Annotated in this window: 13 protein-coding genes; 5 read left to right on the top strand and 8 right to left on the bottom strand. The window is 74.9% G+C overall.

All coding sequences use genetic code 11. The features are described from left to right. Positions 1 to 106 precede the first annotated feature (106 nt). The gene (locus tag A4A78_RS00680) at positions 107 to 406 is read right to left on the bottom strand and encodes a hypothetical protein (RefSeq protein WP_062946528.1); all 300 of its coding nucleotides are present in this window, start codon (positions 404 to 406) and stop codon (positions 107 to 109) included. Positions 407 to 594: 188 nt separating this feature from the next. After that, on the bottom strand, positions 595 to 2,538 hold the full coding sequence (locus A4A78_RS00675; RefSeq protein WP_062946527.1) for a solute carrier family 23 protein: 1,944 nt from the start codon (positions 2,536 to 2,538) through the stop codon (positions 595 to 597). A 238-nt stretch (positions 2,539 to 2,776) separates the two neighbouring features. Between A4A78_RS00675 and A4A78_RS00670 the strand changes: the two genes are divergently transcribed. The 3 genes from A4A78_RS00670 to A4A78_RS00660 all read left to right on the top strand — a co-directional run bounded on the left by A4A78_RS00670 (position 2,777) and on the right by A4A78_RS00660 (position 5,792). Further along, complete coding sequence (locus A4A78_RS00670) at positions 2,777 to 4,201, top strand: MFS transporter (protein ID WP_062946526.1); 1,425 nt, start codon at positions 2,777 to 2,779, stop codon at positions 4,199 to 4,201. 91 nt (positions 4,202 to 4,292) lie between these two features. Continuing rightward, positions 4,293 to 5,111, top strand: coding sequence for an alpha/beta hydrolase (locus tag A4A78_RS00665; protein WP_062946525.1), 819 nt, complete (start codon positions 4,293 to 4,295; stop codon positions 5,109 to 5,111). A 111-nt stretch (positions 5,112 to 5,222) separates the two neighbouring features. Further along, the gene (locus tag A4A78_RS00660; RefSeq protein WP_156488504.1) at positions 5,223 to 5,792 is read left to right on the top strand and encodes a hypothetical protein; all 570 of its coding nucleotides are present in this window, start codon (positions 5,223 to 5,225) and stop codon (positions 5,790 to 5,792) included. Between the two features lie 91 nt (positions 5,793 to 5,883). Here the strand turns inward: A4A78_RS00660 and A4A78_RS00655 are convergent, their stop codons facing one another. Both A4A78_RS00655 and A4A78_RS00650 read right to left on the bottom strand, forming a co-directional pair. Then, positions 5,884 to 7,191: an alkaline phosphatase family protein gene (locus tag A4A78_RS00655; protein ID WP_231880768.1), complete on the bottom strand. Its 1,308-nt coding sequence runs from the start codon at positions 7,189 to 7,191 to the stop codon at positions 5,884 to 5,886. Between the two features lie 184 nt (positions 7,192 to 7,375). Next, positions 7,376 to 7,654, bottom strand: coding sequence for a hypothetical protein (locus A4A78_RS00650; RefSeq protein ID WP_062946522.1), 279 nt, complete (start codon positions 7,652 to 7,654; stop codon positions 7,376 to 7,378). Positions 7,655 to 7,760: 106 nt separating this feature from the next. On the opposite strand from A4A78_RS00650, the gene A4A78_RS00645 reads away from it, so the two are divergent. After that, positions 7,761 to 9,173, top strand: a complete 1,413-nt coding sequence (locus A4A78_RS00645) for a serine/threonine-protein kinase (RefSeq protein ID WP_062946521.1) — start codon at positions 7,761 to 7,763, stop codon at positions 9,171 to 9,173. Positions 9,174 to 9,269: 96 nt separating this feature from the next. On the opposite strand, the gene A4A78_RS00640 is transcribed toward A4A78_RS00645, so the two are convergent. From A4A78_RS00640 to A4A78_RS00625, 4 genes are all read right to left on the bottom strand, one after another. Further along, positions 9,270 to 10,919, bottom strand: coding sequence for a serine hydrolase (locus tag A4A78_RS00640; RefSeq protein WP_062946520.1), 1,650 nt, complete (start codon positions 10,917 to 10,919; stop codon positions 9,270 to 9,272). An 88-nt stretch (positions 10,920 to 11,007) separates the two neighbouring features. Beyond that, on the bottom strand, positions 11,008 to 11,787 hold the full coding sequence (locus tag A4A78_RS00635) for a hypothetical protein (protein WP_062946519.1): 780 nt from the start codon (positions 11,785 to 11,787) through the stop codon (positions 11,008 to 11,010). Then, the gene (locus A4A78_RS00630; RefSeq protein WP_062946518.1) at positions 11,784 to 14,945 is read right to left on the bottom strand and encodes a DEAD/DEAH box helicase; all 3,162 of its coding nucleotides are present in this window, start codon (positions 14,943 to 14,945) and stop codon (positions 11,784 to 11,786) included. The genes A4A78_RS00635 and A4A78_RS00630 overlap by 4 nt, the downstream gene beginning before the upstream one ends. 177 nt (positions 14,946 to 15,122) lie before the next feature. Further along, the gene (locus A4A78_RS00625) at positions 15,123 to 16,919 is read right to left on the bottom strand and encodes a hypothetical protein (protein ID WP_062946517.1); all 1,797 of its coding nucleotides are present in this window, start codon (positions 16,917 to 16,919) and stop codon (positions 15,123 to 15,125) included. Positions 16,920 to 17,023: 104 nt separating this feature from the next. Here A4A78_RS00625 and A4A78_RS00620 point away from each other — a divergent pair, with 104 nt between their 5' ends. Next, the gene (locus tag A4A78_RS00620) at positions 17,024 to 17,815 is read left to right on the top strand and encodes a protein phosphatase 2C domain-containing protein (protein ID WP_062946516.1); all 792 of its coding nucleotides are present in this window, start codon (positions 17,024 to 17,026) and stop codon (positions 17,813 to 17,815) included. Positions 17,816 to 18,042: the final 227 nt, after the last annotated feature.

Genomic DNA, 18,042 nt, shown 5'->3' with positions numbered 1-18,042 from the left:
GCTCCTGCCACGCTAGCCCGGACCCGCGCCCACGTCGATGGCTTGTCGAGCCGTGGCTGCCGGACGCCGCGGGCCGGTGGCGGAGAGCTGACAGCAGGTGCTCGTCTCAGCCCGCGTCGTCGAGGGTGACCCGACCCGCGCAGATCCCCGTGACCTCCAGGCGCACGCCGTCGATCTCGAGGACCTCGCCCACCTGCTGGCCCATGAAGACCCGGTCCCCGCCCGGCAGATCGCTGGGCGGCGAGGTCTGCCACGCGATGTTGGCGACCGGAGGCTGGGCCGAGTGGTCGACGACATTCGCGGTGAGCGAGATCCGCCCGCCGGAGTCGGTCCTCGGCACGGGCTTCCCGTCCGGTCCATCGACGCCCTCGCGGAGCTGGTAGTCGTACGTGTCGGGGCAGGCCATCGAATGTTCCTCCGGATCCTCCACGGGCTCATCTGTTCCGGGTGCGACAAGCCCAACCGGGGCGCACGCGGCGAGTCCGAGGAGCACCGGGGCGAGCACCAGGTCACGTCGTCGCATGAGCGCCCTCTCCGCACAGACACGTCTACGGCCCACGGTAGCGCGCCGTCGGCAGGCCGCAGCCCGTCACCTCACTGCAGCGACTCGAACTTCCGCGCCCAGGCGGAGCCGATGGGGTTCGCGTCGGCGACCATGATCCCGAAGCGGTCCCCGGCGATCTCGGCGACCTCGGTCAGGGCCACGCGCCGCTCGTGCTCGGGGGAGTGGGCGAGGCGCCGCACCCCGTCCTCGAGGATCTTGCGGAAGGAGTCGGTGCGGCCCAGGAACGCCACGAACGGCAGTCCGAACCTCTCCTCGTAGCGGGCGGAGAGGTCGCGCAGCGCCTCCACGTCCTCCTCGGCGAGGCTGTCCAGGGCGAGGGAGCCGACATCCTGGCTGATCGTGCCGGCCTGCACCTCGTCGGCCGTGACCAGGGTGGCCATGTCCGGATAGGCGCGCACCAGGGCGTCCTGCTCGGAGCGGTCGGCGGTCAGCACCGCGTCCTCGATCGCCGCGCGCAGCGCGGGCGCGTCGGTGAAGGGGCGTGCCTCCCAGGCGCGCTCGAGCGGCCAGGTCGCGCCGTTGAACAGGGTGCCGAAGGTGCTCACGAACGCGTCGCGGTCCATGGCGTTCACGTCCTCGATACCGATCCGTCGGCCGGCGGCGTCGGTGGCGACGTTCGCGCCGCGCTGGCGGCCGAGGTGGAAGAACAGGATGTTCAGCACGATCGCGGTGAGCGCGCCGACGGTCACGCCGGAGGAGACGAACACCTGTGCCCAGGAGGGGAACACTCCCGCGATGTCGGGCTTGAAGCTCACCAGCATCGCCAGGCCCAGCGAGGTGCCGACGATGACGGAGTTGCGGTTGTCGGTGAGATCGACCTTCGACAGCGTCTGGATGCCCACCAGCGCGACCGAGGCGAACAGGGCCAGCGAGGCGCCACCGAGCACAGGGGAGGGGATCGCGGCGACGACCGCGCCGGCCTTCGGCAGCACGCCGAGCACGATCATGATCACGCCCGCGCCCGCGACGACCCAGCGGGATTTCACACGGGTCAGGCGCACCAGGCCGATGTTCTGCGCGAAGCAGGTGTAGGGGAAGGAGTTCAGCACGCCGCCCAGCAGCGTCGAGAGGCCGTCGGCGCGGATCGCCTCGGAGATGTTCCTCGGCCGGATCCGCTTGCCGACGATCTCGCCGGCGGCGAAGACGTCGCCGGTGGTCTCCACCATCGTGATCAGCATGACGATGATCATCGAGATGATCGCGGTGAGCGAGAAGGTGGGGATGCCGAAGTAGAACGGGGTGGTGACCCCGAAGGCGGAGGCCTCGGTGACGCCGCTGAAGGAGGTGTCCCCGAGCAGCACGGCCACGGCGGTGCCGATCACCAGGCCCAGCAGCACCGCGATGGTGCCGAGGAAGCCGCGGAAGAACCGCTGGACCAGCACGATCACGGCGAGGGTGCCGAGCGCGTAGAGGATGTCGCGGGTGGCGGGGACGCCCTCGGCGTAGTTGGTGATGTCCCCGGCGGAGACGCCCAGCAGCGTGATGCCCATGGTGGTCAGCACGGTGCCGATGACGACCGGCGGGAAGAACCGCAGGATCTTCGCGAAGTACGGCGCGACCAGGAAGGTGAACAGTCCCGCGACGATGATCGAGCCGTAGATCATCGGCAGGCCCTCGGCGCCGCCCTCGCCGCCGGTCGCCGCCAGGCCGATCGCGATGATCGGGGAGACGGCGGTGGTGGTCACGCCCTGGATGATCGGCAGGCGCACGCCCACCTTCCAGAAGCCGACGGACTGGATCAGGGTGGCGATGCCGCAGGTGAACAGGTCCGCGTTGATCAGGTGGATCGTCTGCTCGGGGGTGAGGCCGAGGCCCGAGGCGATCAGCAGCGGCACGATCACGGCGCCCGCGTAGAAGGCGAGCACGTGCTGGATCGAGAGCACGGTGAGCCGGCCGGGCGGCGGCACCTGGTCGACGGGGTGCACGGCGCGCGGGGCGGTCGCGTCCGGGGCGGGGGCGGCGGCGGAGGTCATGGGCGTCCTAGGGATCCGTCGGGCGAGGGGCCGACGCAGGGGTGGGGGCGGGCCCGGCGCACCGGGCCGCGCACCAGCGTAGGCCGGGGCGGGCGGCCGCGGCCTCCCCGTTCGGCCCGCGGCCCGCCGTCCTGCGGGTCGACGGGCCCCTGACCGGCCCGGCGAGGGCCGACGTGAGATCGGTGGCACCAGAGGGAACACCCTGGCCGATCACGGCGGGGAGGGGTACAAGGGAGGGGTGAGCACCCCTGAGCAGTCCGACGACCCGACCTCGACGACCTCCGTGGCCTGTGCGCCCGCGGACCCCGTCGACCGCGTCGACGCCCCTGCTCCCCGGAGCGCCGCGCCCGAGACCGCCCAGCCCGGCACCGCCGTGCCCGACGAGTCCGTGCCCGGCGCCGCCGCGTCCGCCGCCGTGGTCACCGAAGCCCCTGCCGCGACTGCCGCCCACGTCGGCCGGGGCGGCCGGGTCGTCGGCGCGGTGCTCGCCGTGCTCGCGGTCGCGACGATCGCGGTGAACCTGCGCCCCGGCGCGACCGGCGTCGGCCCGCTGATGGAGCCGATCGTCGCGGCCTACGGGCAGGGACCGGCCGCCTCCGGCCTGCTCACCGCCCTGCCCTGCCTCGCCTTCGGCGCCCTGGGCCTGCTCGCCGTGCCGATCTCGCGCCGCCTGGGCCTGACCGGCTCGCTCGTCGCCGCCTTCGTGTTCTCCGGGGTCGCGCTGCTGCTGCGGCCGGGCACCGAGGTGTTCTGGCTGTTCGTGGCGCTGTCCGTGCTGGCCCTGATGGGGCCCGCGCTCGGGAACGTGCTGGTGCCGGCGTGGATCAAGCTGCACGGCGGACGCCGCACCGTGGGGCTGATGACCCTGTACAGCGTGGTCCTCGCGATCGGCGGCTCCGCCGGGGCGTCCCTCGCCGTGCCCCTCGCGGGCGGCGCCGCCGACGGCTGGCGCGGCTCCCTGCTGTTCTGGGGCGCGGTGATGGCGCTGCCGATCGTGGTGTGGGCCGTGGCCCTCACCCGCACCGGGCACGACTTCCCGCCCGCCCCGCCGAGCACCGAACGGGCCGGCGCGCCCCGCGTCTCCCTGCTGCGCTCGCCCACCGCGATCGCGCTGACCTTCATGTTCGCGCTCCAGTCGCTGAACGCCTACACCCAGTTCGGCATGCTCCCGCAGATCCTCTCCGACGCCGGGATCAGCCCCGCGAGGGCCGGGTTGCTGGTCGGGGTGATCTCCGGCTGGGGCCTCGTGGGCGGACTCGTGATGCCGACGGTCATCGCCCGCGCCCCCGGCCTGCGCTTCGTCGTGGCGAGCTTCGGCGCGCTGACCACGATCGGCTATCTCGGCCTGCTGCTCGCCCCGACCGCGAACCCCCTGCTGTGGGCGTGCGTGCTCGGGATCGGCGGCTTCGCCTTCCCCACCGCGATCGCGCTGCTGCCCGCCCGCACCCGCTCCCCGCAGGTCACCGCCCGCCTCTCCGGCGCGACCCAGCCCGTCGGCTATCTCCTCGCCGCGATCGGCCCGATCCTCGCGGGCGTGCTCCTGGACGCGACCGGCTCCGCGGCCGTGGTGCTGTGGTTCCTCGCCGGCACCGGCGTGCTGCTCGCGATCGCGGGCTTCCGCGCGGGGCTGCCCAGGATCGTCGACGACGAGCTGGCCGGCTGAGCGAGGGCCGACGGGCCGCCCGCGCGCCGGTGCGCCCGGCAACTCGCGACGCTCCGACGCGCCGCCGCGGATCCCGTGGGAAGATGCCCCCATGAGCCTCGTCCGCACCCTGCGCATCCTGGCCTCGCAGCGGCCGTCCCTGCCCCCTCGCTCCGTCGCCGACCCCTCGCGGGTGCGTCGTGTGCGCCACGACCACGTGCCCGTGACCTGGATCGATCCCGAGCTCGCGAGCACCGCGACGATCGTGCACCTGCACGGCGGCGCCTACGTGCAGGGCGAGTCCCGGCAGACCTGGGAGTGGCTCGAGGAGGTTGCCCGCCGCGCGGGCACCGCCGCGGCGATGATCCACTACCGCCTCGCGCCCCGCCACCGCTATCCCGCTGCGGTCGACGACGTGCTGCGGGCGCTGGCCGACATGCAGCGCGAGACCGTGCTGCGCCCGGGCCGCTGGGTGCTCTCCGGGGACAGCGCCGGGGCGGGCCTCGCGCTCGCCGTCGCGCAGACCCTCGCCGCCACCGGGGGTGACGCCCCCGCCGCGCTGCTGCTCGAGTCGCCCTGGTCGGATCTCTCGCGCGAGGACCACGGGGAGGAGAGCCTGAAGGTCGCCACCCGACTCTACGCCGGCGCCGTGCCCCGCACCGAGTCGCGGCTCAGCCCCGCGCTCGGCGACCTCACCGGTCTGCCGCCCGTGCACCTCGTCGGCGGGGACCGCGACCCGCTGGTCCACGACGGCCGCCGCCTGATCGCCGCGCTCTCCGAGGCCGGCGCCGAGCACGAGGTCCTCGAGCTGCCCGGCGGCGGCCACCAGGTCGCTGTCGCGGCCGACGGTCCTGCGGCGCAGGAGGCGCGGCGCTTCCAGATCGCCGCCGTCCGCACGGCCCTCGGCATCGACGAGCGCGCCGCCCGCTGACCTGCCGCGACAGCATCCGCCGGCCCGGGGACGCACCCCGTTCTCCACAGCATCGACTCAAAACATGACGCTGTTCAGAATTGCGGGCGGGAGAGGGGTTATCCTCTCGCCATGAGCGGAGCAGACCGAGGGGTCGGCGGGTACGTGATCTGGGACAGCAGTCCGCGGGCGGTCGCGCGGGTGCGCGATGCGGTGGTCGAGCATGCCGCGACCGGGACGCTGCGCCTGGTCGTCCAGCAGCTCGCCCTCCACGAGGAGGGGCGCGAGGTCGGCGTCCACGAGGTCATCGACGCGATCGTCGACGTCCACGGGAACCTCGTCGCCTACCCGGTGCGGGAGGCCGTGCGGGCCGATGCCGCCGCGTCCGCCGCGCTGGACGGCGCCCTGGCCCAGCTGCGCGCCGACATCGCCGAGGAGCTCACCGCTGCGGTCGACTCGCTCGAGGTGGTGCTGGACCGCGACGGCCGCCGCGAGGTGAGGCTGCGGCTGGAGGTCGAGGTGTCCCCGGGCGAGCTGGAGGACGGTCCCGACCCCGAGGCCCTGCACGACGGCGACTTCCACATCCACCACCACGCGCCCGCGCTCGACGACCTGCGCGACCGGGTCGCGGAGCCGTCGCCGAGCCCGCTGCGGCGCGTGCTGGGCCGGATGCGCGCGAGCCTCGCGCACCGCCGTGCCTGACGCGCCGAGGCTCTGAGTCCCGTAGGCCTCCGACGGCCCGAGGCGCCTGATGCCCCGGGGCACCGGGTGCTCCGGGGCCTGACGCTCCCCGTCAGCTGCTCTCGACGACCGGTGCGGAGGCGCCCGTGCCGGTCCCGGCCGTCCCGACGCCCGGGCACATCCCCGCCGCGGTCGCACCGGGCAGCGTGAGCCCCATCGCCGCGGCGAGGGTCACGCCGAGATCCGCCCAGGAGCCCTCGACCCCTGCCGGAGGCAGTCCGGGTCCGTGCGCCAGGGCGATCGTCGGGGCGGAGGGGTCGCTGACCGCGCGCGGCCCCGCGTAGTAGGGGTCATCGCCCTCGACCAGCGGACGATGGGTGGCGGAGAGGCCGAAGACCGTGCCCGAGGTGCCCTCGAGCACCGCGACCACGTCGGTCTCCGCGGTCGCGCCGACCCCGTCGTCCACCGTGCGCAGCTGCAGCCGCGAGTGCGCGGCGAGACCCGTGAGCGCCTCGAGGGCGAGGTCCCGCACCGCCGTCCCCTGGCCGTGGCGCACGTGCACCACGCCGCGCGGTCCGTCGGGCCAGACCAGGACGCGGAAGTCCTTCAGGCGAGTGCCCTCGGTGCGGACGAGCCCCTCCTCGGCGAGCACAGCATTGGGGTGCACGAGCAGCGCGGCGGGGACCAGCCGGCGCCCCGGGACCAGCAGCACGCGGTCCTCGGGGCCGGGGGAGAAGGCGCTGAGGATCGCCTCGATCTCCTCGGCCGCCTCGCGCAGCGCCCGCGCCGCGGCGGGGCCGTCGAGCCCGGCGGCGCGGCGTGCGATCCCCAGACCGCTCAGCCGCACGGCGAGCAGGTCGATGCGGTCGCGAGTGAGGGCCTCGACGGCGATCTCGGAGACGAGCTCGTCGGGGACGGCCTGGGAGAGCTGCACGCCCAGCTCGCGGCGCGGTGCGAGATGGTCGGCGACCATTCGCGGCGAGCTCGTGCGCTCGGCCATGTCCCAGCGGTTGCGGTAGCGGCGCAGGTCCTCGACCAGCGGCAGGCACAGGTCGATGTCGCCGCCCGCCGTCGCGGGCCACTGCAGCGCGGCGGTGCGCAGCCCGGCCTGCCGCGCGGCGGCGAAGAGGCCCGGCGTCGCCATCGCCTCGACGTACCAGGTGGAGCGGCTCTCGGGCCGCTCGGGGTCGAAGGGCTGCTCGGTCGCGACGCCGGTGCGCGCGACGGTGGTGCCGGTGACCAGGGTCGTCAGCGCCGGGGCGGGCTCCGAGGGGCCGCCGGGCCGGATCCGCAGCGGCGAGGGGGCGGCCGCGAGCGCCGCCAGGGGACTGCGCGTGTCCTCGCCGGAGCGTGCGCAGTCGGTGAGGTCCTGCTCGTCGAGCCCGTCGACCGCGATCATCAGGGTCCGCCCCGAATCCATGTGCACCCCCGAGTGTCGTCCGTCGCCGTGCCGGGAACCCTAGGGGTGCAGTCTGGCCGCGGTGCGGGGCGTGGATGAGCAGGCGGTCACCGCGAGGTGAACAGGAGGCGACCTGCGCGGCAGGTCGTGCCGGGGATCGAGGTCCGGGTCGCGCGGGGACGCGCGGCGGACCGCCCGGGCGGGGTCAGCGGAGCTCGGGGTCCGAGACGTCCGCGCGGCCGGAGTCCGCGTCCAGGCGGCGCCGGATCAGCGCGGCACGGCCGCGGTCGCGGTCGACGGCCTTGTCCACGAGAGGCGTGGTGTCCTGCTCGGGCTCGTCCGGCTGCAGCACCAGCCACACCACGAAGACGATGGTCAGCAGCAGGCAGCCCGCGCCGAGCAGCGCCATCAGCGGCCAGGTCGCCGTGACGGGGTCCCAGAACGAGTCGCCCTGGGATGGGGCGGCGAGCAGCAGCACGTCCACGGGCACCCCCTCAGGTCGGGACGGCCTCACCGGGCACGCGCCCGGGCGGCAGGGATCCACGCCAGCATAACCTCGGCCCGAGCGCTGAGGTTATGCTGGGAAAATCATGGCTGACGTTATTGTCGGGCGCTTCGCGCTCATCGACCTGATCGCCAAGGGCGGGTCCGGGTCCGTGTGGCGCGCCTGGGACTCCAAGACCCAGGAGCTGTGCGCCGCGAAGGTCCTGCGCCAGCGCGATTCCGCCGACCTCATGCGCTTCGTGCGCGAGAAGGGCGTCAGCTTCGACCATCCGCACCTGCTGACCCCCTACGGCTGGGGCGCCGAGGACGAGCACGTCGTCATCGCGATGCCGCTGGTCTCCGGCGGGACGCTCGAGTCGGTGGTCAAGACCCGTGGCAAGCTCGCCGAGCCCGCCGTCGTGGTGATCCTCGACCAGCTTCTGGACGGCCTCTCCCATGTGCACGCCGAGGGCTGGATCCACCGCGACGTGAAGCCCGCGAACATCATGTTCGAGCCCCGCGGGCGCCAGTTCCCCGTCTCCCGCCTGGCAGACTTCGGGATCGCCGTCCACGAGACCGACGTTCGCTTCACGCATGTCGGCATGGTCAACGGCACCCCCGGCTACATGGCGCCGGAGCTGTTCGCGATGGCGGAGCCGGCCCCCTCCCACGACCTCTACGCCGCGGGCGTGGTCGCGCTGGTCGCGCTGAACGGGCCGATCAAGCTGCACGACGGCGCCTTCCGCCCCGACGAGCTCACCCAGCTGCTGCGCGGCGTCACCCCGAAGCTCTCCGCCGTGATCCGCCGCCTGGTCGCCGCCCAGCCCGAGGACCGCTACCAGGACGCCGACGCGGTGCGCCGCGATCTGCCGCGCGTGCCGCCCGGCTACCCGCTCACCCATGCCGACGGCGCCCCGCTGACCTTCCAGGACACCCTGGACCCGCTGCCGCCGAACGCCCCGGGCGCGGCCCGTCCCGAGCGGCCCGCCGCCCAGGTCGCGCCCTCCTCGATGGAGGCGATCCGCGCCGGCCAGGTCCAGCAGGGCTTCTCCGTCGGCTCGGCCTCGCCGCAGACGGGCCCGCAGTGGGCGCAGGGACCCGGTGGTGCGACCGCTGCCGGTCCGGGGCCGGGAGGACAGGGACCGGGTGGACAGGGCCCGGGTGGACAGGGACCGGGCGGTCCCGGCACCCGGTCCGGCCAGCCCGGCCCGGGCACCTCGCCCCATACTTTCGCCGGCACCACCACGACCACCGGCGGCCAGACGGGCGGGCGCCCGGCGCGCGACCGCAGCACCATGATCGCGATCGGGCTCGGCGCGGGCTCCGCGCTGGTGCTCGGTGTGATCGTCGCGATCGTGCTGCTGGTGATCTTCGACGGGAACGCGACCGCCCTGCCGGAGGGACCGGCGACCGACGGGACCGTCATCGCCCAGGTCGAGTCCCCGGCTGAGTCGCCGGCCGAAGGGTCGGTCGAGACGGCAGCGGATCTCGCCGCCGCCGACGAGCATCCCGCGGACTGACCCCCCGGGCTCACACCCGGCGCGCCCGCAGAGCGTCGCGGCCGACGCGGAGCGCAGGAGCCCGCCCTGAGGCCGGCCACCGGCCCCGCGCCCCGGTCAGCGCGCGATGGTGTCCAGGGACTGCACGAGCCCCTCGCGCCGCGGGTCCATGAGCAGCTCCACCTGCAGCGCCGACGGCACCGTCGCGGTGCTGCCGGCGGGCGCGGCACCTCCGGCGGACCGGGCAGCACCGGCAGCCGCCCCGCCGCCGCTCGCGCTCCCCGTCGAGCCCGCGCCGCCCGCCGAGACTGCGCCGCTCCGGGCGGGCACCGTCCAGCGCAGCCGCGCCCGGCTCAGCACCTGGGCGTCCCGGACCCGCAGCCCCTCGAGCGCCGAGGCGTCGAGCCCGGTCACGGCCAGCGCCTTCTCCAACCGGCGGCGTCGCTCCGCCCGCGGCACGTCCAGGTCCATGTTGTCCGCGAACCAGGCGTCGGCCAGGGCGTCCTCGTCCGTGCGCAGCCAGTCCAGCGCCGCGCGGGCCGCCTCGAGGGTGCGCGGCGCCGCCTCCGGCGTGCGACGGGCCAGCAGCTCCGGCGCCTCGCGCTGCAGGATCCGCAGCGCCTGCATCGACAGGGGAGTGGCCGGGGCGTACTTCGAGTTCGCCAGCGCCACCACGCCCACGCCGGAGTCGCGGTGCCACACCATGAACGAGCCGTAGCCCGGGTAGCCGCCGGAATGGGAGATCACCTCGCCCAGGTCCGGGAAGTGCTCGATGACCAGGCCGAAGCCGTAGCCGCGCACCCGGTCGAAGCCGGGGGAGACCCCGTCCTGTCCGGCGGGAAGGGGTGCGAGCACCTGATGGCGGTGCAGCTGCTGCATCTCCCGGCGGGAGGCGGTCGCGAGCGGTCCCGCCCCACGCGAGGCGCTGTCGGGGGCGTCGGCGGCGGCGAGGAAGCGCACCCAGATCGCCACGTCGTCGACGCTCGAGAACAGCCCCGCCATCGCCCCGTACACGCCGGGGGAGTCCAGCGGCACGGCCTCGAAGCGGGTCGCGTCGGTGCGGTCGGCGAGCCGGTGCCCGGTCGCGAGACGGCCGGTGTCGATCTCGCCGGCGGACCAGCCCGTCGCCGTGAGGCCGAGCGGGTCCAGGAAGCGGCGACGGATCTCGGTCGCGTAGTCCGAGCCGGTGACCTCGTCGATCACCCGGCCCAGCAGCGCGTAGCCGGTGTTGGAGTACTCGAAGCCGCCGCCGGGGCGGTGCACGTGGCCGAGCCCGCCGCGGAGCACGGCGGCGAACTCCTCGCGGGTCATCGCCTCCTGGCGGTCGCCCCAGGGGTTGTCGGTGATCAGACCGGCGTCCATCGTCAGCAGGCGGCGCAGGGTCGGCTCGCGGTCGTCGTCCGCGAGCTCGAAGGCGCCCGCCGCCTCGGGAACGTGCGCGGAGATCGGGTCGTCCAGGGACAGACGGCCCTCGTCGCGCAGGGCGAGAACCGTCGCGGAGGTGAAGGACTTCGTCATCGAGGCGATGCGGGAGACGGTCGCGCGGTCCATCGGGGAGGAGCCGGGGGCCGGGCGGCCGTCCGCGAGCTCGCAGTGCCCGGCCGCGCCGTGGGCGAGGATCGCCTGATCGTGGGCGTGACCGCCGATGATCGCCCAGGTCACGCCCGAGGTGCGGTGCTCGGCGACGGCGTTCTCGGCGAGGGCGGCGATGGCGGTGACCGCCTCCGCGGGGACGTGGGGACGGGGGCTCTCGGCGCTGGACGGCATGGATTCCACTGTAGTGCGGAGCGGCGACCGCGCCGACCGGATGCGCTGCCGCTGTGGACGGCCGGATCGTGGGCCGCGCTGCGAGCGCTCAGCCCCGCTCGGGGTGCTCGACCGGACCTCCGCTCGCCTCCTCCGCGGTCCCCGCGTGGTAGAACGCGGCGATGATCGCGGCCACCTCCTCGCCGACCACCTCGGCCAGGCGCGCGGGATCGGTGTGCCGCGGGTCGTAGGGCGCAGGCTCCGGCGCCGCCTCCGCCTCGTCCGACGCATCCGGCGCCCCGTCCCCGGAGGAGTCCGCCTCCGCGTCGCGGGTCGGGCCCGCGGCGCCCGCCGCCGGGGTCACCGGCGTGACGAGCTCCTCGAGCCGGATCCCGCGCAGGGTCAGCAGGTGCACGGGATGCTCGTCCACCGCCTCCACCAGCACGTACACCAGCGCGGAGACGTGACGGCAGGGGCCGGGCCAGTCCAGGCAGTCGCAGTCGTGGGAGAGCTCGGCGGCGTCCCGCGGCAGCAGCGAGAGCATCGAGGGGGCGAGCTCGGCCTCGATCTGCTCGGGATAGGTACCGGCCGCCAGGCGTGCGGGCAGCTCGGGGTGGGCGCGGGCGACCTGCAGGAACACCTCCCGGTCCCCGTCGCGATAGGCGGGCACGTCCAGACGGGCCTGGTGCAGGCCGCCGTCGGTGTCCTCGACCGCGGCGCGGGCGGCGCCCGGCTCGACCTCGAGCCACTGCACGCGGCCGGCGCGCGCATCGGTGCGGCCGCGGCTCGCGCGGCCCGGCCCGAGCAGCCGCTCGGCGGCCTCGCGCAGGGCGACCGCCTGCCAGGCGGTGCCGATCGGTCCCCGGCGGGAGCGCAGCTGGATGCTCATCGGGTCCCGTCCCCTCGGTCCTCGTCCGTCTCGTCCAGGGAGAGCAGGTCCAGCAGGCGGTCGTCGTCGAGCTGGGCGAGCCAGTCCTCCCCGTGACCCACCGTGAGGTCGGCCAGGGCCTGTTTGTCCTCGAGCACGGTGTCGATCTTCTCCTCGACCGTCCCGGCGCTGACCAGCGTGTTCACGGTGACGTCGCGGCGCTGGCCGATCCGGAAGGCGCGGTCGGTGGCCTGGTTCTCCACCGCCGGGTTCCACCAGCGGTCCAGGTGCACCACATGGTTCGCGGCGGTGAGGGTCAGGCCTGTGCCGCCGGCGCGCAGGCTCAGCAGCATCAGCCCCGGCCGGTCCCGCTGCTCCTGGAACTCGGCGACCATCTGGTCCCGGTCGCGCTTGGCGACCCCGCCGTGGAGGAAGGGCACCGAGCCGATGCCGAGCTCGGCGAAGCGCTCGGTCCAGTAGGGGACCAGCAGGTGCCCGAAGGTGGTGAACTGCGTGAACAGCAGCGCCTTCTCGCCCTTCTCGAAGGCGGAGGTGAGCAGGTCGTCCACCAGCTCCAGCTTGCCCGAGCGGTGCTCGCCGCCGCGCACCAGCGGCGAGCCGTCCCCGAGATAGTGGGCGGGGTGGTTGCACACCTGCTTCAGCCGGGTGATCGCGGAGACGACGAGGGTGCGGCGCTTGTTCTGCTCGGCCCCGTCGAGCTGGACCATCAGCTCGTTCACGATCGCCTCGTAGAGCCCGGCCTGCTCGGGGGTCAGGTTCACCACCCGCTGCAGTTCGATCTTCTCGGGCAGGTCCTGGATGATCGAGCGGTCCGTCTTCACCCGTCGCAGGATGAACGGCGAGGTCACGAAGCGCAGACGGCTGATCGCGCTCGCGTCGCCGTCCTCCTCGATCGGGGTGGCGATCCGCTCCTGGAAGCTCGCCGCGCTGCCCAGCAGGCCCGGGTTCACCGCCTCCATCAGGGAGTGCAGGTCGCCGAGGCGGTTCTCGACCGGGGTGCCGGTCATCGCCAGGCGGTGCGGGGCCTGCAGGGCGCGGGCGGCCTGGGTGACCTGGGTGCCGGGGGTCTTCACGTGCTGGGCCTCGTCGAACACGATCCGGTGCCAGGGCACGGCCTGCAGCAGCGGCAGGTCCCGGGCCAGCAGCGAATAGGTGGTGATCACGAGGTCGAGGTCGGAGGCGCCGTCGACGAAGGACTCGTCCCGCAGCCGGTCCCCGCCGTGGTGGACGTGCACCGAGAGATAGGGCGCGAACTTCTCCGCCTCGCGCTGCCACGCCCCGACCACGGACATCGGGCACACCAGCAGGGTGGGGCCGACGGGCATGGGCGGGATCTCGCGACGGTCCGTGAGCGGGCCGTCCATCAGGCGCTCCATGCGCACGCCCTCCCGCTCCCGGCACAGCAGGGCGAGGACCTGCATCGTCTTGCCGAGCCCCATGTCGTCGGCGAGGATCCCGCCGAGGGACTGCTCGTCCAGCGCCCACAGCCAGTTCAGCCCGTCGAGCTGATAGGGCCGCAGCGTGGCCTGGAGCGTCTCGGGCTGCGGATAGGGGTAGGGGCCCTCCGCGCCGGGCAGGAGTCGGGCCAGGCCCCGGCTGCCGCCGGAGACCAGGGCGGACATGCCGAAGTCGACGTCGGCGACCTCGGGGGAGAGGATCATCGAGAACATCTCGATCCACGGTGCGCGCCCCTCCATCTCGGCGGGGACCGGTGCGGGCGGCGGCAGCGCCGGCGCGGCGGGGCGGTCCGGCCTGCGCGGCGCCTCCGCCCGCCCGCCCGTCGGCCCCTCCTGCACCTGGCCCTCCTGCACCTGGCCCTCCTGCACCCGGCCGTCCTCGCCGGCGGCGAGCCGGCTGCTTCGGGTGCGGCGGCTGAACGCGTCGAGGAACCGCTCGGCGGCGCGGAGGGTGGTGGGGTCCAGCCGCACCCACTGGCCGCGCAGCTGCACGATCTCGGCCTGCGCCTCGCGGATCTGCGCGATCTCCTCCTCGGTGAGCTCGGTGTCGCCGACGGCGACCCGCCAGCGGAAGGATGCCATCGCCCCGAGCCCCACCCCGGAGCCCTTGCGCTCGCCGGGCTCCTCCTCGGCCTCCTGGGGGCGCAGGGTGGTGCGCTGGGCTGTCCAGTCGCGCGGCAGCAGCACCGTCACCCCGGCCTGCTCGAGCGCGGGGGTGTCCAGGGCGAGGAAGGCGGAGGCCTCCTCGGTGGTCAGCAGCCAGTCCACGCCGGTGTCGTCCACGGCGGCGGTGCGCACGGTGGGGGCCAGGCGCAGCACGGCGGCGGAGGCCTCGGCGGCGCCGGCCGCGGTGAGGTCGCCGACGGCGCGGAGGTCCGCGACGGGGTGCACGGTCCCGTCGTCCTCGCGCAGGCAGGTCTGCAGCGGCCAGGCCGTGCCGACCGGCGGCTGGAACAGCCGCACCACCAGCTCGCTGTCCCCGGGGCCGAGCCGCACGCCGGGACGGCCGGAGTCGACGAAGGCGTCGAAGGCGGTGGTGAGGCGGCGCTGGGCGGGCAGGTCGGCGCGCAGCTCGCCGTCGTCGGCCAGCGCCCACAGCACCCCGGTCGGATCGGCGGACGGCGGCGGGGCGCTGCGCAGGTGCTCGGCGAAGGCGGTGCGGGCGTGCCCGTCGACCAGGGCGTGCAGCAGCGGCGGCGCCTCGGGATCGGGGGCGCGCCACTGCATGACGGGCCGGCCGTAGCGCTCGGTCGCGCGGGCGCGCAGGTGCCGCGCGGCCAGCAGCTCCTGGGCGCGGAGGTCGAGCACGCTGGCGGCCAGCAGGTTCGGCATCGCGATCAGGGAGTCGGCGAGGCGGGCGGCGGTCCCGTCGGCCAGCAGCTGGGCCAGCCGCTCCGTCAGCTCGTCCCCGAAGCGTGCCTCGAGCAGAGCGGTCGCAGCGCCGATCAGGCCCGTCAGGCCCGTGCCGGACAGCGGCAGGGCGGGCAGGCGACGGTCCCCGTCCCGGCCGGGGACCCGCACGCGGTGGCGCAGCTGGTCGGGAGCGTCCTCGAGCGCTGCGGCGATCGCGGCGGGGGCGTCGGCGCGCAGGCCGGCGAGGTCCTCCAGGGCGCGGGACCGGCGCGGGCCGGTCTGCTCGGCCACCCACAGCGCGGGCCCGAGGTCCTCGTCGACGACGAGGTGGAGGCGGCGATCGGGCATGGCGCCCACCCTAGGCGTCGGCGCCGACGGACGGACCGGCCGGCGCCGCGCTGTGGACGGCCGCGCGGGGCGGGACGCTGGGGAGGAGAGGTCCGGACGGCCGCGGGGACGTCCCCGGCACGGCCCGTCCGCGCTCGGCCGACCTGCTCGCGGCCCGCCCGTTCACCGCCCGACGGCTCACAGCCCGTCGACGATGAGCGCGGTCGCGTCCAGCCAGGCCTTCTTGGTGGCCTTGGAGACCCGGCTCCAGTCCAGGTGGGTGCCGTCGACGAACTGCTGCTCGTAGGGCACCTCGGCGACCGCGCGGGTGTGCGCACCGAAGTGCGCGAGCAGGCGCGAGCGCAGCGTCGGGTCGAACTTCCCCTTGGACGAGTGGGACAGGATCGTCACCGCGTGGTCGACCTGCTCGCCCAGTCCCGTCGCCCGCAGCTCGTCGATCATCCAGGCCGCGGCGTTGAAGGTGTCCTCGCGGACGGTCGAGATGATCACCAGCTGGTCGGCGCTCTTCACGGCGGCCAGCCAGTTCGAGGCGCGTACGTTGTTGCCGGTGTCGATCACCTTGATGCGGTAGAAGCGCGAGAGCGCCTCGTCGAGCTCGCCGAAGGCGCGGTCGTCGATCAGCGCGGCCGAGCCCGGGTCCTCGTCGGAGGCGAGGATGTCGAAGCGCATCTCGCCCTGGGGCCGCACGTACGGGTCGAGGTCCGCGTTGCTCGCCGAGGGGGAGCGGAGCGTCTCGATGTCGTGCAGCAGGTCCACGGCCGTGCGGTGGTGCTCGGTGGGCACGCCGCGCCAGCCGAGGGTGCCGCGGGTCTCGTTGTTGTCCCAGGCCAGGACGTTGCCGCCGCGGGTCACGCCGAGGGTCGCGGCGATCATGAGGGAGGCGGTGGTCTTGTGGGCGCCGCCCTTGAGGTTCACCACCGCGATGTTCCGCGGGCCGTCCAGGGGACGACGGATCCGCTCCAGGCGCTCGATCTCCAGGCGCTCCTTCTTCCCGGGCCCGGGCGAGATCGCCCCGCCGGTGGCGCGCGTGATGAAGCCGCGGAACCCGCGGGTGGCCTTCACCTTCCGGTGCTTCGCGGTCGAGGACTGCAGGTCCTGCAGGGTGGGGCGTCCGTCGGCGGGCACCGTCGCGCGCGAGGGCAGCGGCCGCTTCGCCGCGGGGGCCGACGCCGCGGCGCCGGACGACGCCGGGGTCGGGACCTCGGGGGAGGACGGTGCGGGGGCGGCCGACGGCGCCGACGGCGCGTAGACGGCCGAGGGCGCAGAGGCGGCCGACGGCGCGGACGGGGCGGAGGCGGCCGAGGGTGCGGACGGGGCGGAGACGGCCGAGGGCGCGGAGCGGGCCGAGCGGGGCGACGGCGCGGAGGCCGCCGAGGAGGCGGAGGCGGCCGAGGCCGCGGAGCTCGAGGCGGGCGCGGCTGCCGACGGTGCGGACGTCGTCGACGCGGCCGCCGACGGTGCGACACCGGCCACCGTCACGTCGCCGGCCTCGGGAGCGAACGGAGAGATGCGGGCGTGCTCGCCCGTCGTCACCGCCGCATGCTCCCCGGTCGACTCGGCGGCGCCGCTCGCGGAGCCCGGCACGGTGCTCGGCGGCTTCGCGGCGGCCCTGCGCCGGCGCGCACGGTGCGGACGCGCGGCCGGAGCGCCCTCGGCGTCGACCGCGGGATGCTCCCCGGTGACCATGAGCGGCGGCGCGATCAGCGGCTCGTCGGCCCCCGGGCCGAAGAGCGGGCGGTCGTCGGCCTCGCGCGGGGAGATCCGGCCGCTCGGCTCCACACGCAGGTGGTGACGCACGTCGGGCTCGACGATGACCACGTCGAGCTCCTCGTCGGCGCTCTTGGCGGAGGTGATGAAGACCTGCTTGACCCGGTCCCGGATCTCGGGGAGGTCGGCCCCGGAGACCTCGACGGACTCGTCCGCGAGATGCACCGTGGCGGTCGTCTCGGAGGTGATGCGCGCCTGCGCGATCATCTGGTCATCCCTTCCATGCTGAGCGCCGCCGGACGGGGTCCGCGGCAGAGGTCCGGGACCACTCTACGGGCGCGGCGGCCCCCTCCCGCGCCTACAGTGGCGGCGTGCACATCACGTCCCTCAGCGACCCGGCCGTGCCCGGCGCGGACGAGGACGCGGCGGGGGTGCTGGGCGAGGTCGCCGTGGTCCTGGACGGGGCCGGGGTGCCCGCCCGCTTCCGCTCCGGCTGCCGTCACGGCGTCGCCTGGTTCTCCCACACCCTCGCCGCCCGCCTCCTCGCCCGCGCCCAGGACCCCTCCCTCCCGCTCGCCGGCGCCCTCGCCGCCGCGATCGGCGAGGTCCGCTCCCTGCACGAGCACGAGTGCGACCTCGAGGCGGGCGGCCCCTCGGCCACCGTCGCCGCCGTGCGCCGCACCGGGACGCACCTCGAGCACCTCGTGCTCTGCGACGCCTCCCTGCTCCTGGAGCACCGCGACGGCTCCGTCGCGCGCCTGACCGACCGGCGCATCGAAGAGGTGGTGCGCCGCGAGCGCGGCCCGGAGGCGATCGAGGCGTGCCGCAACGCCCCCGGCGGCTTCTGGGTCGCCCGTCACGAGCCGGCGGCCGCGGACGAGGCGCTGACGGGCCGGGTCCCGCTCGCGGACCTCGCGGCCGTCCATCTGCTCAGCGACGGCGTGACCCGGGCGGTGGAGCTGCTGGGGCTGCACGACGACGTCTCGCTCGCTCGCGCCCTCTCCGCGGATCCGCGGGCGGTGATCTGCTCGATCCGGCGAGCGGAGGACGCGCTGGACCCGGAGCGGGCGCCGCGCAAGCGCCACGACGACGCGACCTCGCTCACCCTCCATCTCCGGCCGCCCATCACGGGGGATCGGGCATCTCGGACGAATCGCCCCTGAGGTTGAGCTGGGAGAACCGTGCATGCACGGTGGGAGCGCAGGGTCGTCTCCGAGGGCGACCGGAGCGCCGACCATCCGGCCGGGCGGCGGTGGCGCGTCCGCGAAGTGCCCTCCGACCGCGTCTCTTGACGCTTTCATGGGGATCGCTCGACCTTTTCCCGGCGTGTCGCCCGAGCTATGTTTCCTGCACGTCACCTGCAAGAACAGGGCATCCCCGTGCGTTTACA

The sequence above is a fragment of the Brachybacterium sp. sponge genome (genome assembly GCF_001613775.1).
Taxonomy (GTDB): domain Bacteria; phylum Actinomycetota; class Actinomycetes; order Actinomycetales; family Dermabacteraceae; genus Brachybacterium; species Brachybacterium conglomeratum.
This window is presented reverse-complemented; position numbering and strand designations above follow the sequence as displayed.

What these genes read in the sequence shown, in the direction of transcription:
- A4A78_RS00665 (WP_062946525.1), top strand. Translation starts at nt 4,293, where the DNA reads ATGAGCCTCGTCCGCACCCTGCGCATCCTGGCCTCGCAGCGGCCGTCC.
- A4A78_RS00625 (WP_062946517.1), bottom strand. Translation starts at nt 16,919, where the DNA reads ATGATCGCGCAGGCGCGCATCACCTCCGAGACGACCGCCACGGTGCAT.
- A4A78_RS00655 (WP_231880768.1), bottom strand. Translation starts at nt 7,191, where the DNA reads ATGGATTCGGGGCGGACCCTGATGATCGCGGTCGACGGGCTCGACGAG.
- A4A78_RS00630 (WP_062946518.1), bottom strand. Translation starts at nt 14,945, where the DNA reads ATGCCCGATCGCCGCCTCCACCTCGTCGTCGACGAGGACCTCGGGCCC.
- A4A78_RS00640 (WP_062946520.1), bottom strand. Translation starts at nt 10,919, where the DNA reads ATGCCGTCCAGCGCCGAGAGCCCCCGTCCCCACGTCCCCGCGGAGGCG.
- A4A78_RS00645 (WP_062946521.1), top strand. Translation starts at nt 7,761, where the DNA reads ATGGCTGACGTTATTGTCGGGCGCTTCGCGCTCATCGACCTGATCGCC.
- A4A78_RS00635 (WP_062946519.1), bottom strand. Translation starts at nt 11,787, where the DNA reads ATGAGCATCCAGCTGCGCTCCCGCCGGGGACCGATCGGCACCGCCTGG.
- A4A78_RS00680 (WP_062946528.1), bottom strand. Translation starts at nt 406, where the DNA reads ATGGCCTGCCCCGACACGTACGACTACCAGCTCCGCGAGGGCGTCGAT.
- A4A78_RS00660 (WP_156488504.1), top strand. Translation starts at nt 5,223, where the DNA reads ATGAGCGGAGCAGACCGAGGGGTCGGCGGGTACGTGATCTGGGACAGC.
- A4A78_RS00675 (WP_062946527.1), bottom strand. Translation starts at nt 2,538, where the DNA reads ATGACCTCCGCCGCCGCCCCCGCCCCGGACGCGACCGCCCCGCGCGCC.